A 19507-nucleotide genomic window follows, 5' to 3' on the forward strand; every position below is an offset into this window, starting at 1 on the left:
GATAAACTTCTATGATGCGTTCACTGTGGACAGCAGCTTCCGGTATGATATCTCAGCAGACAAATGTTGATACGATTTCAAATAATCTGGCTAATATTAACACAACCGGATTTAAGAAGGAAACTGCTCAATTTAAATCATTGTTATATCAGACAATTCAGAATAAATCAACAGACAGTACAGGCGAAGCAAAGCCTGTGGGAGCACAGACAGGTCTGGGAGTTAAAAATTCCGCTATCGTCTCCCAGTATACCCAGGGATCTTTAAAGCAGACAGAAGGAGATTATGACTTTGCTATACAGGGTAATGGTTTCTTTATGGTACAGACAGCCGATGGTGGTATTGGATACACCAGAAGCGGTACATTTGGTTTGTCGGTAGGAACTGATGGTATAACCCTTGCAACCACAGAAGGGTATCCCGTACTTGATACAGCAGGACAACCCCTGGTATTTGACAGCACCATAGATGCTTCTTTACTTGAGGTTGATGAATATGGAAACTTCCTTTATCCAGATGCATCAGGTAATCTGGTAACAACAGGTAAGCAGATTGGACTTGCTCAATTTAATAATCCGGCCGGTCTTGAGAAGACTTCCAACAGTATAATGTTAGAAACAGCAGCTTCCGGAACAGCCAGAGTGGAAGGTCAGGACGCAACTGTAAAAAGAAGCACTGTAAAAAGAGGATACCTGGAGAACTCCAATGTACAGGCAGCTAATGAGATGGTAGATCTTATTGTAGCCCAAAGAGCTTATGAGATGAACTCCAAGGCCATCAATGCAGCAGATGAAATGCTTCAGCAAGCGAATAGTCTTCGCAGATAAGGAGGCTACAAATGAGTATAGGAATTGGAAATAATTACTCAGTAGAATCAGCCCTTGCTCAGACACAGGCAAAGCAAAGTACTACAAAATTGCAGGAAACGCTGAACCAGGATCTCAGCAAAGCTACTGACGATGAGTTAATGTCAGTATGTAAAGACTTCGAATCCTATCTGGTTGAACAGATGTTTAAGGAAATGAAGAAAAGCGTTGGGTCAGAAGAAGACCAAGGGGAATATGTTTCCTACTTTGGTGATATGTTATATGAAAAATACGCAGATGATGTTGTTGAGACCGGTGGCATGGGAATTGCCCAGATGCTGTACGAATCCATGAAACGTAATGTATAATAAGATAAATATGATTTTTTATGCGCCTAGAGAATTTCTGTATTGCATTTCTGTTATGAAATGGGGTATAGTTGTTTTCTAGGCGTAATTTATAAATTAAACATTTCACTTTTCATCCAATAACTTTGCAGGTATGGGGTATGCATGATTTGCAGCAGTACCACATATGAAAGCAGATGTGGTATATAGGAGTGTATGAATAAAATTAAGTATAAAATAGTCGCAGTCTAAAGGCAGGTGAAATATTATTGGCTGAAGAATTAGAAGGGTATGTAGATCGGATCGTATTCCGCAATGCTGAAAATGGCTATACAGTATTAACCCTTACAAAAGAAAAGGAAGAAATAACCTGTGTGGGGACTTTTACCTTTATCAATGAGGGTGAATTTATACATTGCACCGGTAAATACACTGCACATCAGCTATACGGAGAACAATTCCTGGTGGAGACCTATGAATTTAAGGAGCCGGAGGATCTGGACTCTATGGAGAAGTATCTGGGCTCAGGTGCTATAAAAGGAGTAGGAAGTGCTCTTGCGGCACGTATAGTAAGAAGGTTTAAGGCAGATACTTTTCGTATTATGGAAGAGGAGCCTGAGCGATTGGCAGAAGTAAAAGGCATCAGTGACCATATGGCAAGAGAGATTGCTTCTCAATTTAATGATAAAAGAGATATGAGAGGAGCTATGATATTCCTTCAGCAATATGGGATTACCACAGCTCTGGCGGTTAAGATATATAAAGAATATGGAATGCGAATGTATCAGGTGATTAAAGAGAATCCATACCGTCTGGCAGAAGACATTAATGGTGTTGGTTTTAAGCTGGCAGATGAAATAGCTGCAAGAGTAGGCATCGGTACAGAGTCAGATTACCGTATCAAGGCAGCCATATTATATGTACTGCTGCAGGGAAGCACAAATGGACATGTCTACCTGCCGGAGGATATATTATACCGGAAAGTATGTGAGCTTCTAGGTATCTCCCCCAAGGGCTTTGAAGATCAGATAAGTAATCTTTCTATGGAGAGAAAGGTTATTATCAAGACAGAAGGTGAGCAGAAACTTATATATAGCGCAAGCCTTTATTACCTGGAATTAAACACTGCCAAAATGCTAAGTGATCTTAATATAAAATATGACTTGCCTCTCCTTGAGATTGAGCGCCGCTTAAAATCAGTGGAAAAGCAATTTCAGATAGAGCTGGATGAACTGCAGCGGACAGCTGTAATGGAGGCAGCAAAAAACGGTATACTGATAGTAACAGGAGGACCAGGTACCGGTAAAACCACCACCATTAACGCCATTATTCGTTTCTTTGAAGCGGAAGGAATGGATTTGTTATTAGCTGCACCTACGGGAAGAGCGGCTAAACGTATGACAGAAACAACAGGTTATGAAGCCAAGACAATTCATCGGCTTTTAGAAATCTCCAAAATGTCCGGTGATATGGAGAACAAGCTGGTATTTGAACGAAATGAAGGCAATCCTTTGGAAACCGATGTAATAATTATTGACGAAATGTCCATGGTTGATATCAGCCTGATGCATTCCCTCCTGCGTGCCATTACAGTAGGAACCAGACTGATACTGGTGGGTGATGTTAACCAGCTGCCCTCTGTGGGACCCGGAAATGTCCTTAAGGATATCATTAATTCCCATGTATTCAACGTAGTTAAGCTGACTAAGATTTTCCGTCAGGCAAAAGAAAGTGATATTATCGTCAATGCCCATAAGATAAACGATGGAGAACAGATTGAGCTTAACAATAAGTCCAAGGACTTCTTTTTATTAAAAAGAGCAGAAGTAAATGATGTAGTTGGTGTTACCATTGCTTTAGTAAGAGATAAGATGCCAAAGTACGTTAATGCTTCTCCTTATGATATTCAGGTATTAACGCCTATGCGTAAGGGTGAGCTGGGAGTAGAGAAATTAAATGGTGTGCTTCAGCAGTATTTAAATCCCCCGTCAGCCGATAAGAAAGAAAAGGAGTTCCATAATATAATCTTTCGAGAAGGTGATAAGGTCATGCAGATCAAGAATAATTATCAGCTGACCTGGGAGAGTAAGAGTAAATACGGTATTACAAATGAAAGCGGCACCGGAATTTATAATGGAGATACAGGTATTATTCGGGAAATCAATCACTTTGCGGAACAGCTGACCGTAGAATTTGACGAAGGCAGGCAGGTAGAGTATCCTTTCAGTCAATTGGAAGAATTAGAACTGGCATATGCAATTACCATTCATAAATCCCAGGGAAGCGAGTATCCGGCTGTTGTCCTTCCACTGTTAACCGGACCCAGGATGTTATTAAACCGCAATATCCTTTATACGGCCGTAACAAGAGCGAAAAATTGTGTTACCATTGTAGGCAATTCGGATACTATCCAGTTTATGATTGATAATGAAAGTGAGCAGAGAAGGTACTCTGGTCTTGCAAAACGCATCAATGAGCTGGAAGAAAAATAAAGTCAACTGAAATAATCAAAAATAGGAAATATATAGTAATTATTAAAAAAATTAGTGCGTATTCATCCGGTATAAGGTATAATTTAAGTATAATAATATAAGTAAGGGGCTTAAATAAGTCTTTAATATATATATGGGTGAAGGCAGAAATGGAGGAGATAATGAAAAAAACAGCATTAGTTATTATGGCAGCAGGTCTTGGCAGCAGATTTGGCGGTATTAAGCAGTTAGAACCCGTGGGAGTAAGCGGCGAGATTATTATGGACTATTCCATCTATGATGCGATAAAAGCAGGTTTTAATAAGGTTATATTTATAATAAGAAAAGACCTCGAAAAAGATTTTAAAGAAGTAATAGGTAATCGTATAGCTGAAAAGGTAGAGGTGGAGTATGCTTTTCAGGAGCTGACAAATTTACCTGAGGGATTTTCTGTACCGGAAGGCAGAACAAAGCCATGGGGAACCGGACAGGCAGTATTAAGCTGTAAAGGACTTATAAAAGAACCCTTTGTAGTAATTAACGCAGATGATTATTATGGCAGCGAGGCCTTTGTTAAGGTCCATGATTACCTGGTGGCAAGCGAGAATGAGGGTGATTACTGTATGGCAGGCTTTATCCTCGGTAATACCTTAAGTGAAAATGGTACTGTTACAAGAGGCGTATGCCAGGTTAATGCAGAGGGTTATCTTATTGATATTAAAGAAACCAAAGCCATTGAGAAAAAGGGAACAAATGCAGTAGCCATTGAAGATGGTGTAGAGACAGAGCTTGAGATAAGTACCCCTGTATCTATGAATATGTGGGGATTTCAGCCAGGTTTGTTAGCTGATCTGGAGGAAGGTTTCGTGGAGTTTTTAAAAGAAAACGGTCAGGAACTAAAGTCAGAATACTTACTTCCCGAGGAAGTAGGAAACCTGATTAAGCAAGGCAAAGCGTCTGTAAAAGTCCTTTCAACCAATGACAAATGGTTCGGTGTTACTTACAAAGAAGATAAGCCTATTGTAATGGATTCAATTAAAGAACTTGTAAATAAAGGGTTATATCCAACAAAATTGTTCTAAGGAGCCGTTATGTTCAACTCATTGCTGGATATCCTTTACCCTCGCAGATGCCCCGTATGTTCTGAAATCGTAGATGTACGGGGAGAACTATCCTGCAAAGAATGCTGTAAGAAACTTATTCTTATAGAGGAACCGAAATGTAAGTGCTGCGGCAAACCAATGGAACAAGAGAATAAAGAATACTGTTATGACTGTGAAAAGAAAAGCCGGGATTTTACCAGAGGTATAGCGCTATGGCTATATAATAAAGAAATGAAGAAATCTATGGCTGAGTTTAAGAACCATGGAAGAAGAGAGTATGCCGCATTCTATATCGAAGAGCTGTTAAAAGCATATAGGGAGGAGATTGAAGAAATCTCACCGGAGGTCTTGATCCCGGTCCCTATTCATAAAAAGAAGTTAACGGAACGGGGATATAATCAGGCAGATGTATTAGCCAGGAGTTTAGGGGATAAACTGGATATACCAGTCTTATCTGACCTGCTTATAAGAAAAAAGGATACACTTCCCCAGAAACAACTCAATGATAAGGAGCGTATGCTTAATCTGGCGGAAGCATTTGACTTTTCCCCCACAGAAAGAAACAGTTTTCGTAATAAGCTAAACAAAGTACTTTTAGTAGACGATATCTATACTACAGGCAGTACTATTGAAGCTTGTGCCAGAATACTTAAAAATAATGGTATAAATGAGGTTTACTTTGTCACAGTATGTATTGGAAAAGGTTACTAAGGAGGATTGCAATGGATGTTAGAAATTGTAAAAGCTGCGGTAAGTTATATAACTATATAGGAGGTCCGCCTTTATGCCCCTCCTGTGCTAAAGCTCTTGATGACAAATTCGATCAGGTAAAACAATACATTTATGATAATCCAAGAGCAGGAGTTCAAGAAGTTTCGGAAGCGAATGATGTAACTACTATGCAGATTCATAAATGGATTAGAGATGAAAGGCTTGCTTTTACGGAGGACTCTATGGTAGCTCTGGAATGTGAGATGTGCGGTGCTTCCATTAGAACAGGACGTTTTTGCAAGAGCTGTAAAGATAAGCTGTCCAGCCATTTTGGCAGTCTCTATGAAGACATCTCTGAAGAGAAGAAGAAAGAATTTAAAGAGAAAGAGAAAAAAATGCATTTCCTTCAAAGAGGAGGAAAGTAATAAATTTGATTACGAGATTAAAATATAAAAGGTAAAATATAAAAGTTCCGATATCTCCTTTGCTGCCTGGGATAGCTATCCTATAGCAGTGAACTGGATAATCGGAACTTTTGTTATGAATATTTGGTCTGTTATATTTCCAGAGCTTCAATTCCCTCTGAGGTTATTCTGATTTTCTGCTCTTTCATAAGCCTTCCAATAGCGCGCTTAAAAGCATTTTTACTTAGGCCGAATTTTTCGGAGATAATAGCAGGATCGGTCTTGTCGTGATAGGGTAGAGAACCGCCGGCCTCTTTTAACAGTTTGTATATGATTTCTGCATCGGAATCAATCTGAACAGGAATAGCCTCCTGAAGGCTTAGATCAAGTTTACCGTCTTCTTTAACAGCGGTAACCCTTGCCTCTACGCTATCACCTGGTTTCAGAGAACGCTTTAATTCTTTTTGTGGAATCAATCCGCTGTAGAGATTGTCAACAGCTACAAAAGCGCCGAAGTTACTGCTTATCTCATAAACGGTTCCAAGAACCTTGTCTCCTTTCTTATAAGGAGAATCCAGTCTTAGATACTCATATATCTTCATTGTGGCACAGAGACGGCTGCTTTTGTCAATATATAAGGCAACCAGTACTTGTTCTCCTGTGTGAACTCTTTCAGTCTGTTCCTTAAAGGGAAGAAGCAGATCCTTTGCCAGTCCCCAGTCTAAAAAGGCACCGATGGTAGTGACTTCTTTTACCTGCAGAAGAGCAACCTTGCTCTGAGCAACCTTGCTCTGAGTAACTTCGTTCTGAGCAATGCTACTCTGATCAATATTGCTCTCAGTAAGCTCGCTATTCAGAGCATCACTCTCATCGATAGGATTAACTCCCGGCCGACTTACCTCAATTCCGCTTAAGGTCAGCTTGGGTGTAAGGGTTGTTGCTATTGGTCTGTCATCAGAATCCTTATAAATAAATACGGATATCTTGTCACCGGTTTTTAAAGTTTTTGGAACCTGAGCTTTGGGCAGCAGGATACGTTCATCAGTAGTGTTACCCGGTTCCTTCAGATAGACACCGAAATCAGTACTTTTTATCATTTCTAATTCTTGTATTTCACCTAATTTTATCATAAGACCTCCTCTTGGTTATACGGTGTATTCAATAATGGTATATGGTTTCCTGGCTGAATCGGCAAGTACAATGGTCAGAGTACTTTCGTTCTGATGTATCAGGGGGATGATTATATCACCCATTACAGCTGATTTTCTATATTCTGCCCGCATTCCGGCAGGTTTAAAATTCTCGGGAATAAATTCTTCTGACATTCGGATATATTCACCATTATTTACGTGATTATTTGTGTCCAGATTTCTTCTGAGAACTGGAAAGGGTGTACCTTCCACCAGGTTGTCAGGAAGAGAGATTTTGCGAGGGGCATAATCCATGGGATAGGGCTCCTCGGGCCTATAGGCTCTGGCAATGTCTTCGTCAATCTTAACAGGACGGTTGTTTTCCGTGTCCATATATATCCAGATAGAATTTGCATAAGCACAAACTTTACCCTGATTATCTTCTATGAGAAAATTTCGGTAACCATACATAGCATTGAAATCATATGCCCAGGTGGATACTTTTATATCTTCACCGAATACGGGAAAACGAGAGACCTGAATCTGCCAGGCATTCATTAACCAGATACGGTGTCTTTGTTCCAGGTCATCAAAACCCTGTCCCACTGCTTCTGAATGAAAGAGACTGCAGTCTTGAAAATAATTAATGATTGAGAAAAAATCCAGTTCTTTGTTGCTGCAGACTTCGCTGTAGCGTATTCTGCTGTTAAAACTGTACATATATAACCTCTTTTCTGAATATCCTATCCAATCAGACAAACTAATATTTGTCTTCTTAAACTTATCTGGCAATGTTTTGCCCATATGCCTAATTGTACCATAAGTAATGGAATTTTGATAGAAGTTCTTTCATGTTTCCCTGTTTGTCCGCATAAAAATGAATTAATGATGCATTTTTTATAAAAAATAGTGAAAAACCTTTCGGTATAGTATATAATGGTTCTTAATATGAATAAACGGAGGTTATATAAATGAAGAAAATAGTAAGCACAACAAATGCACCTGCAGCAATCGGCCCTTATTCACAGGCTGTTATCATTAACAACATGGTTTATACCTCTGGTGTAATTCCCATTAATCCTGAAGACGGAACCATTGTGGAAGGAGATATAAAGAAGCAGGCAGAAAGAGTTCTAAAGAGTCTTTCCGCATTGCTAAAGGACAGCGGTTCAGATCTTACGAAAGTAGTAAAAACAACAGTATTTATAAAGAACATGGAAGATTTTCCTCTGATAAACGAAGTATACGCCTCCTTTTTTACCGAGAATTATCCTGCGCGTTCCTGCGTTGAAGTTGCAAGACTTCCTAAGGATGTCCTCATAGAAGTGGAAGCAGTGGCGTATCTATAATAAGAAAACAATATCGCAGGATAGTCTGCGAAGGGGTTATATTTGAAAGGAAGGACTTTTTTGGACTCGATAGATTATTATAATAAGAATGCAAGTCTTTATTTTGAGAACACAGTAGATATCAATACAGAAGAAAACAGAGAAAAATTCATGTCAGCCATTCCGGAAGGTGCTGCAGTATTAGATCTTGGCTGCGGTTCAGGAAGGGACAGCCTGGAGTTTATCGAAAGAGGATATGATGTCACAGCCATTGACGGAGCAGAAGAGCTCTGTGAGCTTGCTTCTATCCATATTGGACAGGATGTACTCTGCATGCAGTTTGACGAACTGGATTTTGATGAAGTATTTGATGGGATATGGGCCAGCGCAGCACTGATACATATCTCCCCGGAGGAGTTAAAAGGGGTCTTTGAGAAAGTCATCAAGGCGTTAAAGCCCGGCGGAATATTATATATGTCTTTTGGGCACGGTGATTTTACAGGATATCTTAACGGGAGATACTTTCAGAATTTTAAGACAAAAGCTATGAAGGATTTCCTGGTAGGTTACTCGGGACTTGAGCTTCTTGAAATATGGAAGAGTACAGAGAACCTTGGAGAAGCAAATCTTGATGAGTGGCTGCATATCATATTAAAAAAGCAGGAAGAGAAGCAGGAGTAAATATATGAACCAAGTAAAATCGGTTAACAGAGTGTTCCTTGCAACAGTACTGATTACTTTTGCCGGAATAATAATTAATCCCTGGGTATATGACAGAACCAATAATATTATTTCTGCTCTGATAGTATCACAGCTGCTATTGATTATACCTTCTGTGATTTATCTAATAAAGAGTAAGGAGGGGCTTTCTCAGGCAATTGGATTTCATAAGATAAGCGTCGGAAATGTGGTATTATTGGTTATTCTGACCTTCTTAATCATGCCTCTTATGGGATTGATAAATTCTATTTCCATGCTTTTTGTCAGAAATGATACAACGGCTGTTATCGATAATCTTATAGGTAAAAATGGATTTTTAATAAGTCTGATAATGGTTGCTGTTGTACCGTGTTTATTTGAAGAAAGCGTTTACCGGGGAGTATTGTTTCAGAACTACCGTAAAGTCAACCCTCTGAAAGGTATTTTTATCAGTGGGCTGCTCTTCGGACTGATTCACCAGAATTTTAACCAATTCTCCTATGCATTTGTCTTGGGTATGATATTTGCGCTTATTATAGAAGCAACGGGCTCCATCCTGTCAACAATGATAGTTCATTTTATTATAAATGGAACCTCCGTGGTCAGCCTTACCTTATACCCCAAGCTTTTAGAGCTGTCCGAAGGAATAACCGGCAATGGTGTAAGCCAGGATGAGGTAATGCAGGCGGCTGCTGAGATAACCCCTATGTATATAGTTTCCGTGTTATTGCCCCTTGCAGTTGTGTCCACTGTGATTGCTTTCTTTGTATTCCGGGTACTTGCTGATAATTCAGGAAGATGGGAGCATATTAAAAGCATTTTTAGAAGAAAGGAACATGCTGCAGAGAACGGGGATGAAGCAGTAAAGGTAAGGTTTGTAACACCCAGCCTGGTAATTGGAATTATTGTCTGTATTCTTATTATGATAGCTACTGAACTGGCAGGAAGCGGGTCAGATGGAGCAGCCTCCCATGAAGGATTCACAACAGTTATATTGGGATTTATAAACAATGTTAAGAATTATCTGATGTAAAGCAGTTCGGTCAGGTATCTTCCTAAATTATAAAGAATAAAATGTGCAGATGGCTTTCAAAAAGTTCCTCATAAGAAACAAATCAGCCGGACTGCAGTTAAATAAAGAAAGAGAAGCTGCCTGACTTTCCTGTTACCAACAGGTAAAAGGATGCAGCTTCTCTCTTTTAATAATTTGGGGCTTTTCTTTTTTGTAAAATGTGATACAATATAAATGCAATTAAATTGTAAGCAATTAATAAAATGTGTATATCTGTTATTACATCAGGGTATTATAAGTTGAAATGAATGGAGGATTTATCATGGATAAGATATATGAGTTGGCTGTTATCGGATCAGGACCGGCGGGATTAACTGCGGCACTTTATGCCGGAAGAGCAGAACTGGATACAGTTGTAGTAGAGAAGGCACCTATAAGCGGAGGCCAGATAATTAATACCTATGAAGTTGATAATTATCCTGGAATACCTGGAATCAGCGGTTTTGAACTGGCAACCAGATTCAGGGAGCATTGCGATAAGATGAATCTGCCTTTTGTAACCGGTGAAGTGAAAGACTTCCATATAGAAGAGGATATTAAAGTTATTACCTTGGATGATGGAACTGTTATACGTTCAAAAACAGCCATAATTGCTACAGGTGCTAATCCCAGAAAGCTGATGGTAGAAGGTGAGGAAAGACTTGCAGGTATGGGAGTATCCTATTGTGCTACCTGCGACGGAGCTTTTTTCCGTAATAAAGTTACAGCTGTAGTCGGCGGAGGTGATGTAGCTGTGGAGGATGCAATCTTCTTAGCAAGACTATGTAAGAAAGTATATGTAATTCACAGAAGAGATGAATTCAGGGCAGCCAAGACCTATATCAGTAAGCTGCTATCCATGGAGAATGTTGAAATAATCTGGGATAGTGTAGTAGAAGAAATAAACGGCGGAGAAGTCGTTGAGAAAATACAGGTTAAGAACCTTAAGAGCGGAGAAAATAAAGAACTGGCTGTGGACGGTATATTTATTGCAGTAGGTTATAATCCCAGTTCAGAGGTTTATAAGGAGGTGCTTGAACTGGCACCGGGCGGATATATCAAAGCTGATGAATCAGGAATAACAAATGTTCCGGGAGTATTTGCAGCAGGAGATATCCGAACCAAAGAGTTAAGACAGATAATAACAGCAGCTTCAGATGGAGCTAATGCGGTTACCGGGGTTGAAAAATACCTTAATAGTCTATAAAATTAAATATATATAGACAATTTGTAACTTTTGAGACGGTTTTACGAATATGAACAAATAAAGCTTAAAATATGTTAAATTATGCGTTGACAGCAGTAGTATGCTTTGATATAATTACCTCAGGATATTTAATAAATTTGTAACATTTCATATTGATTCTAATACGCGATAACATATATTTAATTTCTATTTAATTATTTGTCACATTCGAGAAAACCGTAAGGAGGTTACATATAAAATGCTTAGAAGTACTGCTGTTAAGGCATCCTTGTGTACTGCTGCGCTGCTCTTTTCGTTGGGAATGGGAGTGAAGGCTCAGGCAGCAGAGGGTGCATCAGATGTTGGTTTGGCAGGTATTATGCCTGCGCTGGATAATTATTATGTAGCTACAGCCACTGAGGAGAAAGGCGAAGCAGAACAATTACTTGAAACATTGGTAAAACAAAAGGACGAGCCAAGCAGCAGTGAAGTGGAAAAAGTGAAATCACCTTACGAAAACTTAGGAATATCCATAGCCAATGACTATGTTAATATTCGAAAGGAACCCAATACCGACAGTGAAATAGTCGGTAAGCTCTACAGGGGATGTGCCACAGACATCCTGGCAACAAAAGGCGAATGGGTAAAGATAAAATCCGGTAAGGTCAAAGGATATATCAAATCAGAATTTCTTGCAATTGGTGAAGAAGCTGAGAAGCAGGTAGATGAATTTGCAGATAAGTATGCTACTGTTGATACAGAAACATTATTTGTAAGGGAAAAGCCCGGAACAGATAACGCCATAACAACTATGATACCATACGGAGAATCCTATTACGTACTCAAAGAATATAATGATTGGGTTAAAGTTGAAATTGATGAAGGCGAAACCGGTTATGTATCAAAAGATTTCATTAAGTTGGATGTAAAATTCAAATATGCTATTTCTATAGAAGAAGAGATGGCCAAGATTGCTGCAGAAGAGGCAGCCAAGAAGGCAGAAGCTGAAAGACTTGAACAATTAGCAAGAGATAAAGAAGCTGAGAGACAGAGACAAGCGGCAGCTAATGCAGCAGCCAACTCCAACAAGAGTAATAGTTCCAAGGATTCAAGCTCCTCGAATTCTGGCTCTTCTAACTCAAGCTCATCAAACTCAAGTTCTTCAAATAATTCCGCATCAGGTTCAGGAAGCGGAAGCACAATAGCAAATTACGCATTAAACTTTGTAGGTAATCCCTATGTTTGGGGTGGGACAAGCTTAACCAATGGTGCAGACTGTTCCGGATTCGTACAATCTGTATATGCTCATTTTGGCTATAGTATCCCAAGAACCTCCAGAGATCAGGCCTCAAGTGCAGGGTATGAAGTAAGTATCAACAATGTACAGCCTGGAGACTTGATTTTCTATACAAATTCCAGCGGTACGATTAATCACGTTGCAATGTACATAGGAAACGGTAAGGTTGTTAATGCCAGCACAGCCAGAACGGGAATTAAAGTATCCAGCTACAATTACCGTTCACCTTATAAGGTAAAAAGAATCGTAAAATAATATACAGTATATAAGTACCGCAGATAGGTTACACTATCTGCGGTACTTTTTTGTAATCGGAGTTTTTGCCTTATTGCATAAAAGCTCCAAGTCAGACTATTTGCTTCCGCTCCTGAACTCATTTCTATCCCGTATTATGGTATGTGAGTTATATTCTTTGAAATTGCAGGAAAAATTCAAACCTGAGTTGTCCCCAAAAAGATGGTATGCCACGTCAGGTACGAACAGTTTTATGAATCTGATTGAGATAAAAAGATAAAGTATATTGGCTTCTAGCTTTTTTGTACATGGACACAAACGTATGACTGGCAAAATCTTTGTTATTAAACTAATTTTCTAAAAAAGAGCGTCAAAATACTCTTTTAATAGAATTTTTTGATAATTGTTTAAAATCAGCTTATTTGCGGAATAAAGAAAACTGCAGTGAAATTTATTGACAAAAGTTGAAATATACAAAATGCACAAAATCCATTCTTGCGGTCTAGTTAATTAATGGAAGCAGAAAAATTGGACAAGTTTATCCAAAAGTTATCCACAATAAAAAAGGCCTATTTTTACTCATAAAAAAAGTTATACACGGAGTTATCCACATTATCCACAATTTTTAACCACTATTGTGGAATCTGGAGGAGATGTCAAGGTAGAAAATTTGTTTTGTAAGTTATGATAATATAAAAATTATGTAAATTACCTTTTGCAAAATGGTATAATATGTAACTGTCAAAAAATTATCACATATGACGTACAATGAATGAGAATTAGCTAACAATTTAAGATATAGTAGCTACAAGTTGCTAAGTAGGAAGAATTCTTAACGGGAAATAACTTGTCACAAATTCTGGGGTGTGTTATAATAATGTTAAGCCTAAGTAATATTAAGCTTAAGCATTAAATAAGTTAAAAGGAGTTGATTCGAATGCGTTACATTATAAGTGGCAAAAACATCGAAGTGACAGAGGGTCTTAAGACAGCTGTATATGAGAAAATCGGTAAACTAGAAAGATATTTCACTCCTGATACTGAAATCCATGTAACGATGAGTGTGGAAAAAGAAAGGCAGAAAATTGAGGTCACTATCCCAATGAAGGGTAGTATGGTAAGAGCAGAGCAGACAAGCACTGATATGTATGTATCCATTGACCTGGTTGAAGAGATTATTGAACGTCAGTTAAGAAAATATAAGAATAAATTAATCGAACAGAAGCAGGCAACCATTAATCTTAATCAGGAATTTATTGATGATTCCTATGAAGAAGAGAACAATATTAAGATATTCCGTACAAAGAAATTCGCCATTAAACCCATGGATCCGGAAGAAGCTTGCGTACAGATGGAACTCTTAGGACATAATTTCTTTGTATACAGGAATGCTGAAACAGATGAAGTAAATGTTGTGTATAAACGTAAAGGTAATACTTATGGTTTAATTGAACCAGAATTCTAATACTCTGAATAGGAATTAACTGACCATTAGGCAGGTTAATAATTATTCTCATGGTGCTGGATTTTGAATGAACAAATTGAAAATGATTACAGGGGGCTGTTTTTGCAGCCCCTTTTTTTGCCTGTTATCGTCTTTTCTTACAAAAAGGTTGATTACTAACTGGGGAAATGATACAATGTATTTTATGAAAAAATTATTTTTACCGGAATTGACTTAGTATCCATTGAAATAAATACAGGAGTGAATAGTATGAGTCTCGTAACGAAAATATTTGGTACACACAGTCAAAGGGAAATAAAGCTTATTACGCCCATAGTTGACAAGATTGAAGCATTGGAACCCTCTATAAAGGTATTGTCCGATGCGGAACTAAAAAACAAGACCGCAGAGTTTAAAAACAGACTGAAGAACGGTGAAACACTGGATGATATCCTTCCTGAAGCCTATGCAGTAGTGAGGGAAGCGGCTGTAAGAACCCTTGGGTTAAGACATTTCCGTGTACAGCTCTATGGTGGTGTTATTCTGCATCAGGGAAGAATTTCAGAACAGAAGACCGGTGAAGGAAAGACACTTACCTCTACGCTTCCTGTTTACTTAAATGCTCTTGAAGGTAAAGGTGTTCATATTGTAACCGTAAATGATTACCTTGCAAAGCGTGACTCCGAGTGGATGGGTCAGATACATGAGTATCTGGGCTTAAAAGTCGGCGTTATCTTAAACAGCATGGACAATGACCAGAGAAGAGAAGCATATGCCTGTGATATCACATATGCAACCAACAATGAATTAGGTTTTGATTACCTGAGAGACAACATGGTTATCTATAAGGAACAGCTGGTTCAAAGAGGACTTAACTTTGCAGTAATCGATGAAGTTGACTCCGTTTTAATCGATGAAGCCAGAACTCCTCTTATCATTTCCGGACAGAGCGGCAAATCTACAAAATTATATGAAGCCTGTGATATTCTTGCCAGACAGCTTACAAAAGGTAAAGTCAGCGGTGAACTTACAAAGATGGCTGCCCTTATGAATGAGGATGTGGAAGAAGAAGGCGACTTTATCGTAAATGAAAAAGACAAGTTAGTAAACCTTACAGCAGAAGGTGTTGAAAAGGTTGAGAACTTTTTTAAGATTGAGAACCTTGCAGATCCTGAAAATCTTGAGATTCAGCACAACATTATACTTGCCCTCAGAGCCCATAACCTTATGGCAAGGGACAAAGATTATGTGGTAAAAGATGATGAAGTACTTATTGTAGATGAATTCACAGGGCGTATTATGCCCGGAAGAAGATATTCTGACGGTCTTCATCAGGCTATTGAGGCCAAGGAAAAAGTTAAGGTTAAGAGAGAGAGTAAGACACTGGCCACTATTACTTTCCAGAACTTTTTCAATAAGTACAATAAGAAATGCGGTATGACCGGTACAGCTCTTACAGAAGAGAAGGAATTCCGTAATATCTATGGAATGGACGTTATTGAGGTTCCTACCAATGTACCTGTTGCCCGTGTTGACAGACAGGATGCAGTTTATAAGACGAAAAGAGAGAAACTGAATGCAGTAGTCGATGAAATTGTAGAAGCTCACAAGAAAGGTCAGCCTGTACTTGTTGGTACCATAACCATTGAAGCCTCGGAAGAATTAAGCGATATGCTTAAGAAAAAAAATATACCACACAAAGTCCTCAATGCGAAGTTCCATGAGCTGGAAGCGGAAATTGTTGCTGATGCAGGACAGGCAGGTGTTGTAACCATTGCAACCAATATGGCTGGCCGTGGTACCGATATCAAGCTTGGAGAAGGAGTCGTAGAAGTAGGCGGACTTAAGATAATTGGTACAGAACGTCATGAATCCAGACGTATTGATAACCAGTTAAGAGGACGTGCAGGACGTCAGGGTGACCCTGGTGAGTCCCGCTTCTATATTTCCCTGGAAGATGATTTAATGAGACTCTTCGGTTCCGAACGTCTCATGACAATGTTTAATTCCCTGGGGCTTCCCGATGGAGAACAGATTGAGCATAAAATGCTAAGCTCTGCCATTGAAAGAGCACAGACTAAGATAGAAAACAATAACTACGGTATTCGTAAGAATCTGTTGGAATATGATCAGGTTAACAATGAGCAGAGAGAAATCATCTATAAAGAAAGAAGAAAGGTGCTTGATGGCGAAAGCATGAGAGACACTATCTTTAAGATGATTACTGATACAGTCGAAGACTGTGTAAATACCTGCATCAGTGATGATCAGCTGCCGGAAAACTGGGATTTAGAAGAGCTTAACAACATGCTTCTGCCTATCATACCTTTAGAGCCTATTGTATTTGATGCCCAGGAGCTTGATCGTCTAAAGAAAGCCTCCTTAATTCAGAAACTGAAGGAAGATGCAGTAAAATTATACGAGGATAAAGAAGCTGAATTCCCTGAAAAAGAACAGCTTCGTGAAGTTGAGCGTGTTATTTTATTAAGAGTTATCGACCGTAAATGGATGGATCATATCGATGACATGGATCAGCTGCGTCAGGGGATTGGCCTCCAGGCTTATGGACAGAGAGATCCTCTGGTAGAATTTAAATTCATGGGCTTTGAGATGTTTGATGAAATGACCAATGCAATCAGAGAAGATACAGTTAAAGCCCTTATGCATGTCAGAATTGAGCAGAACGTTGAAAGAGAGCAGGTTGCCAAGGTTACCGGTACTAACAAAGACGAATCTGTTGCTCAGGGCCCTGTAAGACGTGCAACAAAGAAGGTTCAGCCAAACGATCCCTGCCCTTGCGGAAGTGGTAAGAAATACAAGTTCTGCTGTGGAAGAAGCTAGTATTACATTTCATTAATTTTCCATAAATCAGCACGTGCTTTGTATTGAGCCAAATTAGCACTGCTATTTATGCCGGACCAGACAGAATAGAAGCTTACTGTCTGCCTTTAATAAACGGACTAATTAAATAAGTTTATAGACCTGCCAAAGTATTTAATAGTATATAGTAAGCTATATGTACTTTGGCAGGAAGACTTAAATTCAGTTTACAACGATAAAGGTCTGAGGATACGCTTAGACATAATAAGAATAAAAAAAAGAAAGAGGTGATACAATGGTTGAATTAGATCAGATTAAATATACGCTGAACACTTACAGACAGCCATTGATTGAAGTGGGGGATTCACTTTGACCTGGCTAACAAGCTGGAGCGAATAGATATGATTGAGCATATCATGGAGGAGTCCGGATTTTGGGACTCTGCTGATAAAGCCCAGGGATATGTAAAAGAGCTTAAGAATCTTAAGGATGTTGTAGAAGAGTACAATAGTCTGAAAAGAGAATTTGAAGATATCGAAACCTTGTTAGAAATGGCCTATGAAGAAGATGACGCTTCTTTAGCAGGTGAGATACAAGAGGCACTTACCAAATTTACAGATGATTTGGACGAGATGAGGCTAAATACTCTGCTCTCAGGAGAATATGATAAGTACAATGCTATTTTGACCCTCCATGCAGGTGCGGGAGGAACAGAAAGCTGTGATTGGGCTAGCATGCTTTTTCGTATGTATCAGAAATGGGCTGATAAAAAGGGTTATTCTACCCAGGTTCTTGATTACCTGGATGGTGAAGAAGCTGGTATTAAATCTGTTACTCTTCAGATAAACGGACTTAATGCCTATGGCCATCTGAAATCAGAAAGAGGAGTGCACAGGCTTGTGCGGATATCACCTTTTAATGCTGCAGGAAAGCGCCAGACTTCCTTTGTTTCCTGTGATGTAATGCCGGATATCGAAGAAGATACAGGAATTGAAATCGATGAAGGGGATTTAAGAATTGATACTTACCGCTCCAGTGGTGCGGGAGGACAGCATGTTAATAAAACCTCTTCCGCTATACGTATTACACACTTGCCGACAGGCATAGTAGTACAATGTCAGAATGAAAGATCACAATTCCAGAATAAAGACAAGGCTATGCAGATGTTAAAGGCTAAGCTTTATATTCTGAAGCAGCAGGAAAACCAAGAGAAGGAATCCGGAATTCGTGGTGAGATGAAAGAAATCGGATGGGGAAGCCAGATAAGATCTTATGTTATGCAACCCTACACACTGGTAAAAGATCATCGCACCAATATGGAAATCGGAAATGCCGCAACAGTTCTAGATGGCAATCTGGATCCTTTCATAAATGCATATTTAAAATGGAACAGTATAGGTCAGACGAACGAATAACAATAAGTATATCGTCCATACAGATGAAAAGGGGGTACCTTATATGATACTTAAGCAGTCCATACAGACAAAGCAGGTTATTTTTACGTTGGATAATGAAGAATTCGGTCTGGATATTATGGTAGTAAATGCAATAGAGAAATTTACCGATTTAATACCCGTTCCCAATGCTCCAAGTTTTATCCATGGCATCATGAATTTAAGGGGAGATGTTATCCCTGTCTTTTCACTGAGAAGAAAATTCGGCTTGTCCGACAAACCGGTCAGTGAAGATACAAGATTGATAATTACTAAATCAAATGGAATTCTCATGGCTTTCGAAGTGGATGGTGTGAAAGAAATCATAGAAATAGCCCCTGAGAACATCAGTGAGACTCCGTCTATTGTTAGAGGTATTAATACCACCTATATTCAAAATGTAGCTAACATTGGTGGAAGGATGATTATTCTTCTGAATCATGATGGAATATTATCCTCAAAGGAGCAGGAGAAGATTGAGAGTATATTAGAAGAACAGTAAAATGACAGCCTGGTACAGGTGTTCTATATTGTAAGAAGAGCTGATGGATTTTTATAAATCCTTCAGCTCTTCTTTTTGGTTTTGTTGTCATACGGACGTAAAAATGCACAAAACAGAAAGACTCATGCTTCATTCCAAGGGATAAGAAGCCCTAATTCTCTGAATATTTTGTGCTGGACATAATCTAAAACAGATAACTCGCTAACGCTCAAACAATCTGTTTTAGATTATAGCACAAAATATTCAGAGAAAAGGACTTCTAATCCCTTTCCATAGGCGCATTCGTTCTTTCTGTTTTGTGCATTTTTTCTGAAATCGTATAAAAATTATCTTTAACACGTTTAAATCAACTAAAACTTTAGATACTCTCGTAATGAATCTTAAGAAGGTAAATGAAGAACAGAACAAGAAAAGAATAAAAATGAAAAAGTATGGAAATGAAGAAGTATAAAAAAGAGAAGCATAAAAAAAGAGAAGAATAAGAATATTGTTAAAAAATACACAAACTTCTTGACTCTATAGTTGCTACAGGGTATAGACT

The 19507-nt window shown here is 38.7% G+C and carries 17 protein-coding genes; 15 read left to right on the top strand and 2 right to left on the bottom strand.

What is annotated here, in order from left to right; all coding sequences use genetic code 11:
• Positions 1-11 precede the first annotated feature (11 nt).
• The 6 genes from BR73_RS0103925 (at position 12) to BR73_RS0103950 (ending at position 5863) form a co-directional block, all read left to right on the top strand.
• The gene (locus BR73_RS0103925; RefSeq protein WP_033164488.1) at positions 12-827 is read left to right on the top strand and encodes a flagellar hook-basal body protein; all 816 of its coding nucleotides are present in this window, start codon (positions 12-14) and stop codon (positions 825-827) included.
• 11 nt (positions 828-838) lie between these two features.
• Positions 839-1174 carry a rod-binding protein gene (locus BR73_RS0103930; protein ID WP_051684944.1) on the top strand — a complete coding sequence of 112 codons (336 nt, stop codon included), beginning with the start codon at positions 839-841 and terminating at the stop codon, positions 1172-1174.
• Positions 1175-1422: 248 nt separating this feature from the next.
• Positions 1423-3645: an ATP-dependent RecD-like DNA helicase gene (locus BR73_RS0103935; RefSeq protein WP_033164490.1), complete on the top strand. Its 2223-nt coding sequence runs from the start codon at positions 1423-1425 to the stop codon at positions 3643-3645.
• A gap of 161 nt (positions 3646-3806) precedes the next feature.
• Positions 3807-4706 (top strand): sugar phosphate nucleotidyltransferase, encoded by a 900-nt coding sequence (locus BR73_RS0103940; RefSeq protein WP_033167056.1) that lies wholly within the window; start codon positions 3807-3809, stop codon positions 4704-4706.
• A gap of 9 nt (positions 4707-4715) precedes the next feature.
• A complete protein-coding gene (locus BR73_RS0103945; RefSeq protein WP_033164491.1) occupies positions 4716-5438 on the top strand; it encodes a ComF family protein in 723 nt (240 codons plus the stop codon).
• An 11-nt stretch (positions 5439-5449) separates the two neighbouring features.
• On the top strand, positions 5450-5863 hold the full coding sequence (locus tag BR73_RS0103950; RefSeq protein WP_033164492.1) for a flagellar protein: 414 nt from the start codon (positions 5450-5452) through the stop codon (positions 5861-5863).
• Positions 5864-5994: 131 nt separating this feature from the next.
• On the opposite strand, the gene BR73_RS26660 is transcribed toward BR73_RS0103950, so the two are convergent.
• Together BR73_RS26660 and BR73_RS0103960 are read right to left on the bottom strand one after the other, a co-directional pair.
• Positions 5995-6972, bottom strand: coding sequence for a S1-like domain-containing RNA-binding protein (locus tag BR73_RS26660; protein WP_035297461.1), 978 nt, complete (start codon positions 6970-6972; stop codon positions 5995-5997).
• A 15-nt stretch (positions 6973-6987) separates the two neighbouring features.
• A complete protein-coding gene (locus BR73_RS0103960) occupies positions 6988-7692 on the bottom strand; it encodes an acyl-ACP thioesterase domain-containing protein (protein ID WP_033164493.1) in 705 nt (234 codons plus the stop codon).
• Between the two features lie 251 nt (positions 7693-7943).
• On the opposite strand from BR73_RS0103960, the gene BR73_RS0103965 reads away from it, so the two are divergent.
• From BR73_RS0103965 to BR73_RS0104005, 9 genes are all read left to right on the top strand, one after another.
• On the top strand, positions 7944-8321 hold the full coding sequence (locus tag BR73_RS0103965) for a RidA family protein (protein WP_033164494.1): 378 nt from the start codon (positions 7944-7946) through the stop codon (positions 8319-8321).
• Between the two features lie 60 nt (positions 8322-8381).
• Positions 8382-8981 (top strand): class I SAM-dependent methyltransferase, encoded by a 600-nt coding sequence (locus BR73_RS0103970; protein WP_033164495.1) that lies wholly within the window; start codon positions 8382-8384, stop codon positions 8979-8981.
• A gap of 4 nt (positions 8982-8985) precedes the next feature.
• Positions 8986-10032, top strand: a complete 1047-nt coding sequence (locus tag BR73_RS0103975) for a type II CAAX endopeptidase family protein (protein ID WP_033164496.1) — start codon at positions 8986-8988, stop codon at positions 10030-10032.
• A gap of 301 nt (positions 10033-10333) precedes the next feature.
• Positions 10334-11257, top strand: coding sequence for a thioredoxin-disulfide reductase (trxB, locus tag BR73_RS0103980; RefSeq protein ID WP_033164497.1), 924 nt, complete (start codon positions 10334-10336; stop codon positions 11255-11257).
• 238 nt (positions 11258-11495) lie between these two features.
• Entirely contained in the window at positions 11496-12788 is a 1293-nt protein-coding gene (locus BR73_RS0103985; protein WP_051684945.1) for a C40 family peptidase, read from the top strand.
• A 916-nt stretch (positions 12789-13704) separates the two neighbouring features.
• The gene (gene raiA, locus BR73_RS0103990; RefSeq protein WP_033164498.1) at positions 13705-14232 is read left to right on the top strand and encodes a ribosome-associated translation inhibitor RaiA; all 528 of its coding nucleotides are present in this window, start codon (positions 13705-13707) and stop codon (positions 14230-14232) included.
• Between the two features lie 249 nt (positions 14233-14481).
• A complete protein-coding gene (secA, locus tag BR73_RS0103995; RefSeq protein WP_033164499.1) occupies positions 14482-17052 on the top strand; it encodes a preprotein translocase subunit SecA in 2571 nt (856 codons plus the stop codon).
• Positions 17053-17326: 274 nt separating this feature from the next.
• A protein-coding gene (gene prfB / locus BR73_RS0104000) for a peptide chain release factor 2 (protein ID WP_156034582.1) occupies positions 17327-18446 on the top strand; the annotation gives its coding sequence in 2 pieces (ribosomal slippage) (positions 17327-17401 and positions 17403-18446; 1119 coding nt in all).
• A 43-nt stretch (positions 18447-18489) separates the two neighbouring features.
• Complete coding sequence (locus tag BR73_RS0104005) at positions 18490-18966, top strand: chemotaxis protein CheW (RefSeq protein ID WP_033164500.1); 477 nt, start codon at positions 18490-18492, stop codon at positions 18964-18966.
• Positions 18967-19507: the final 541 nt, after the last annotated feature.

The organism is Clostridium sp. KNHs205 (assembly GCF_000702945.1).
In the GTDB taxonomy this organism is placed as follows: domain Bacteria; phylum Bacillota; class Clostridia; order Lachnospirales; family Lachnospiraceae; genus Anaerocolumna.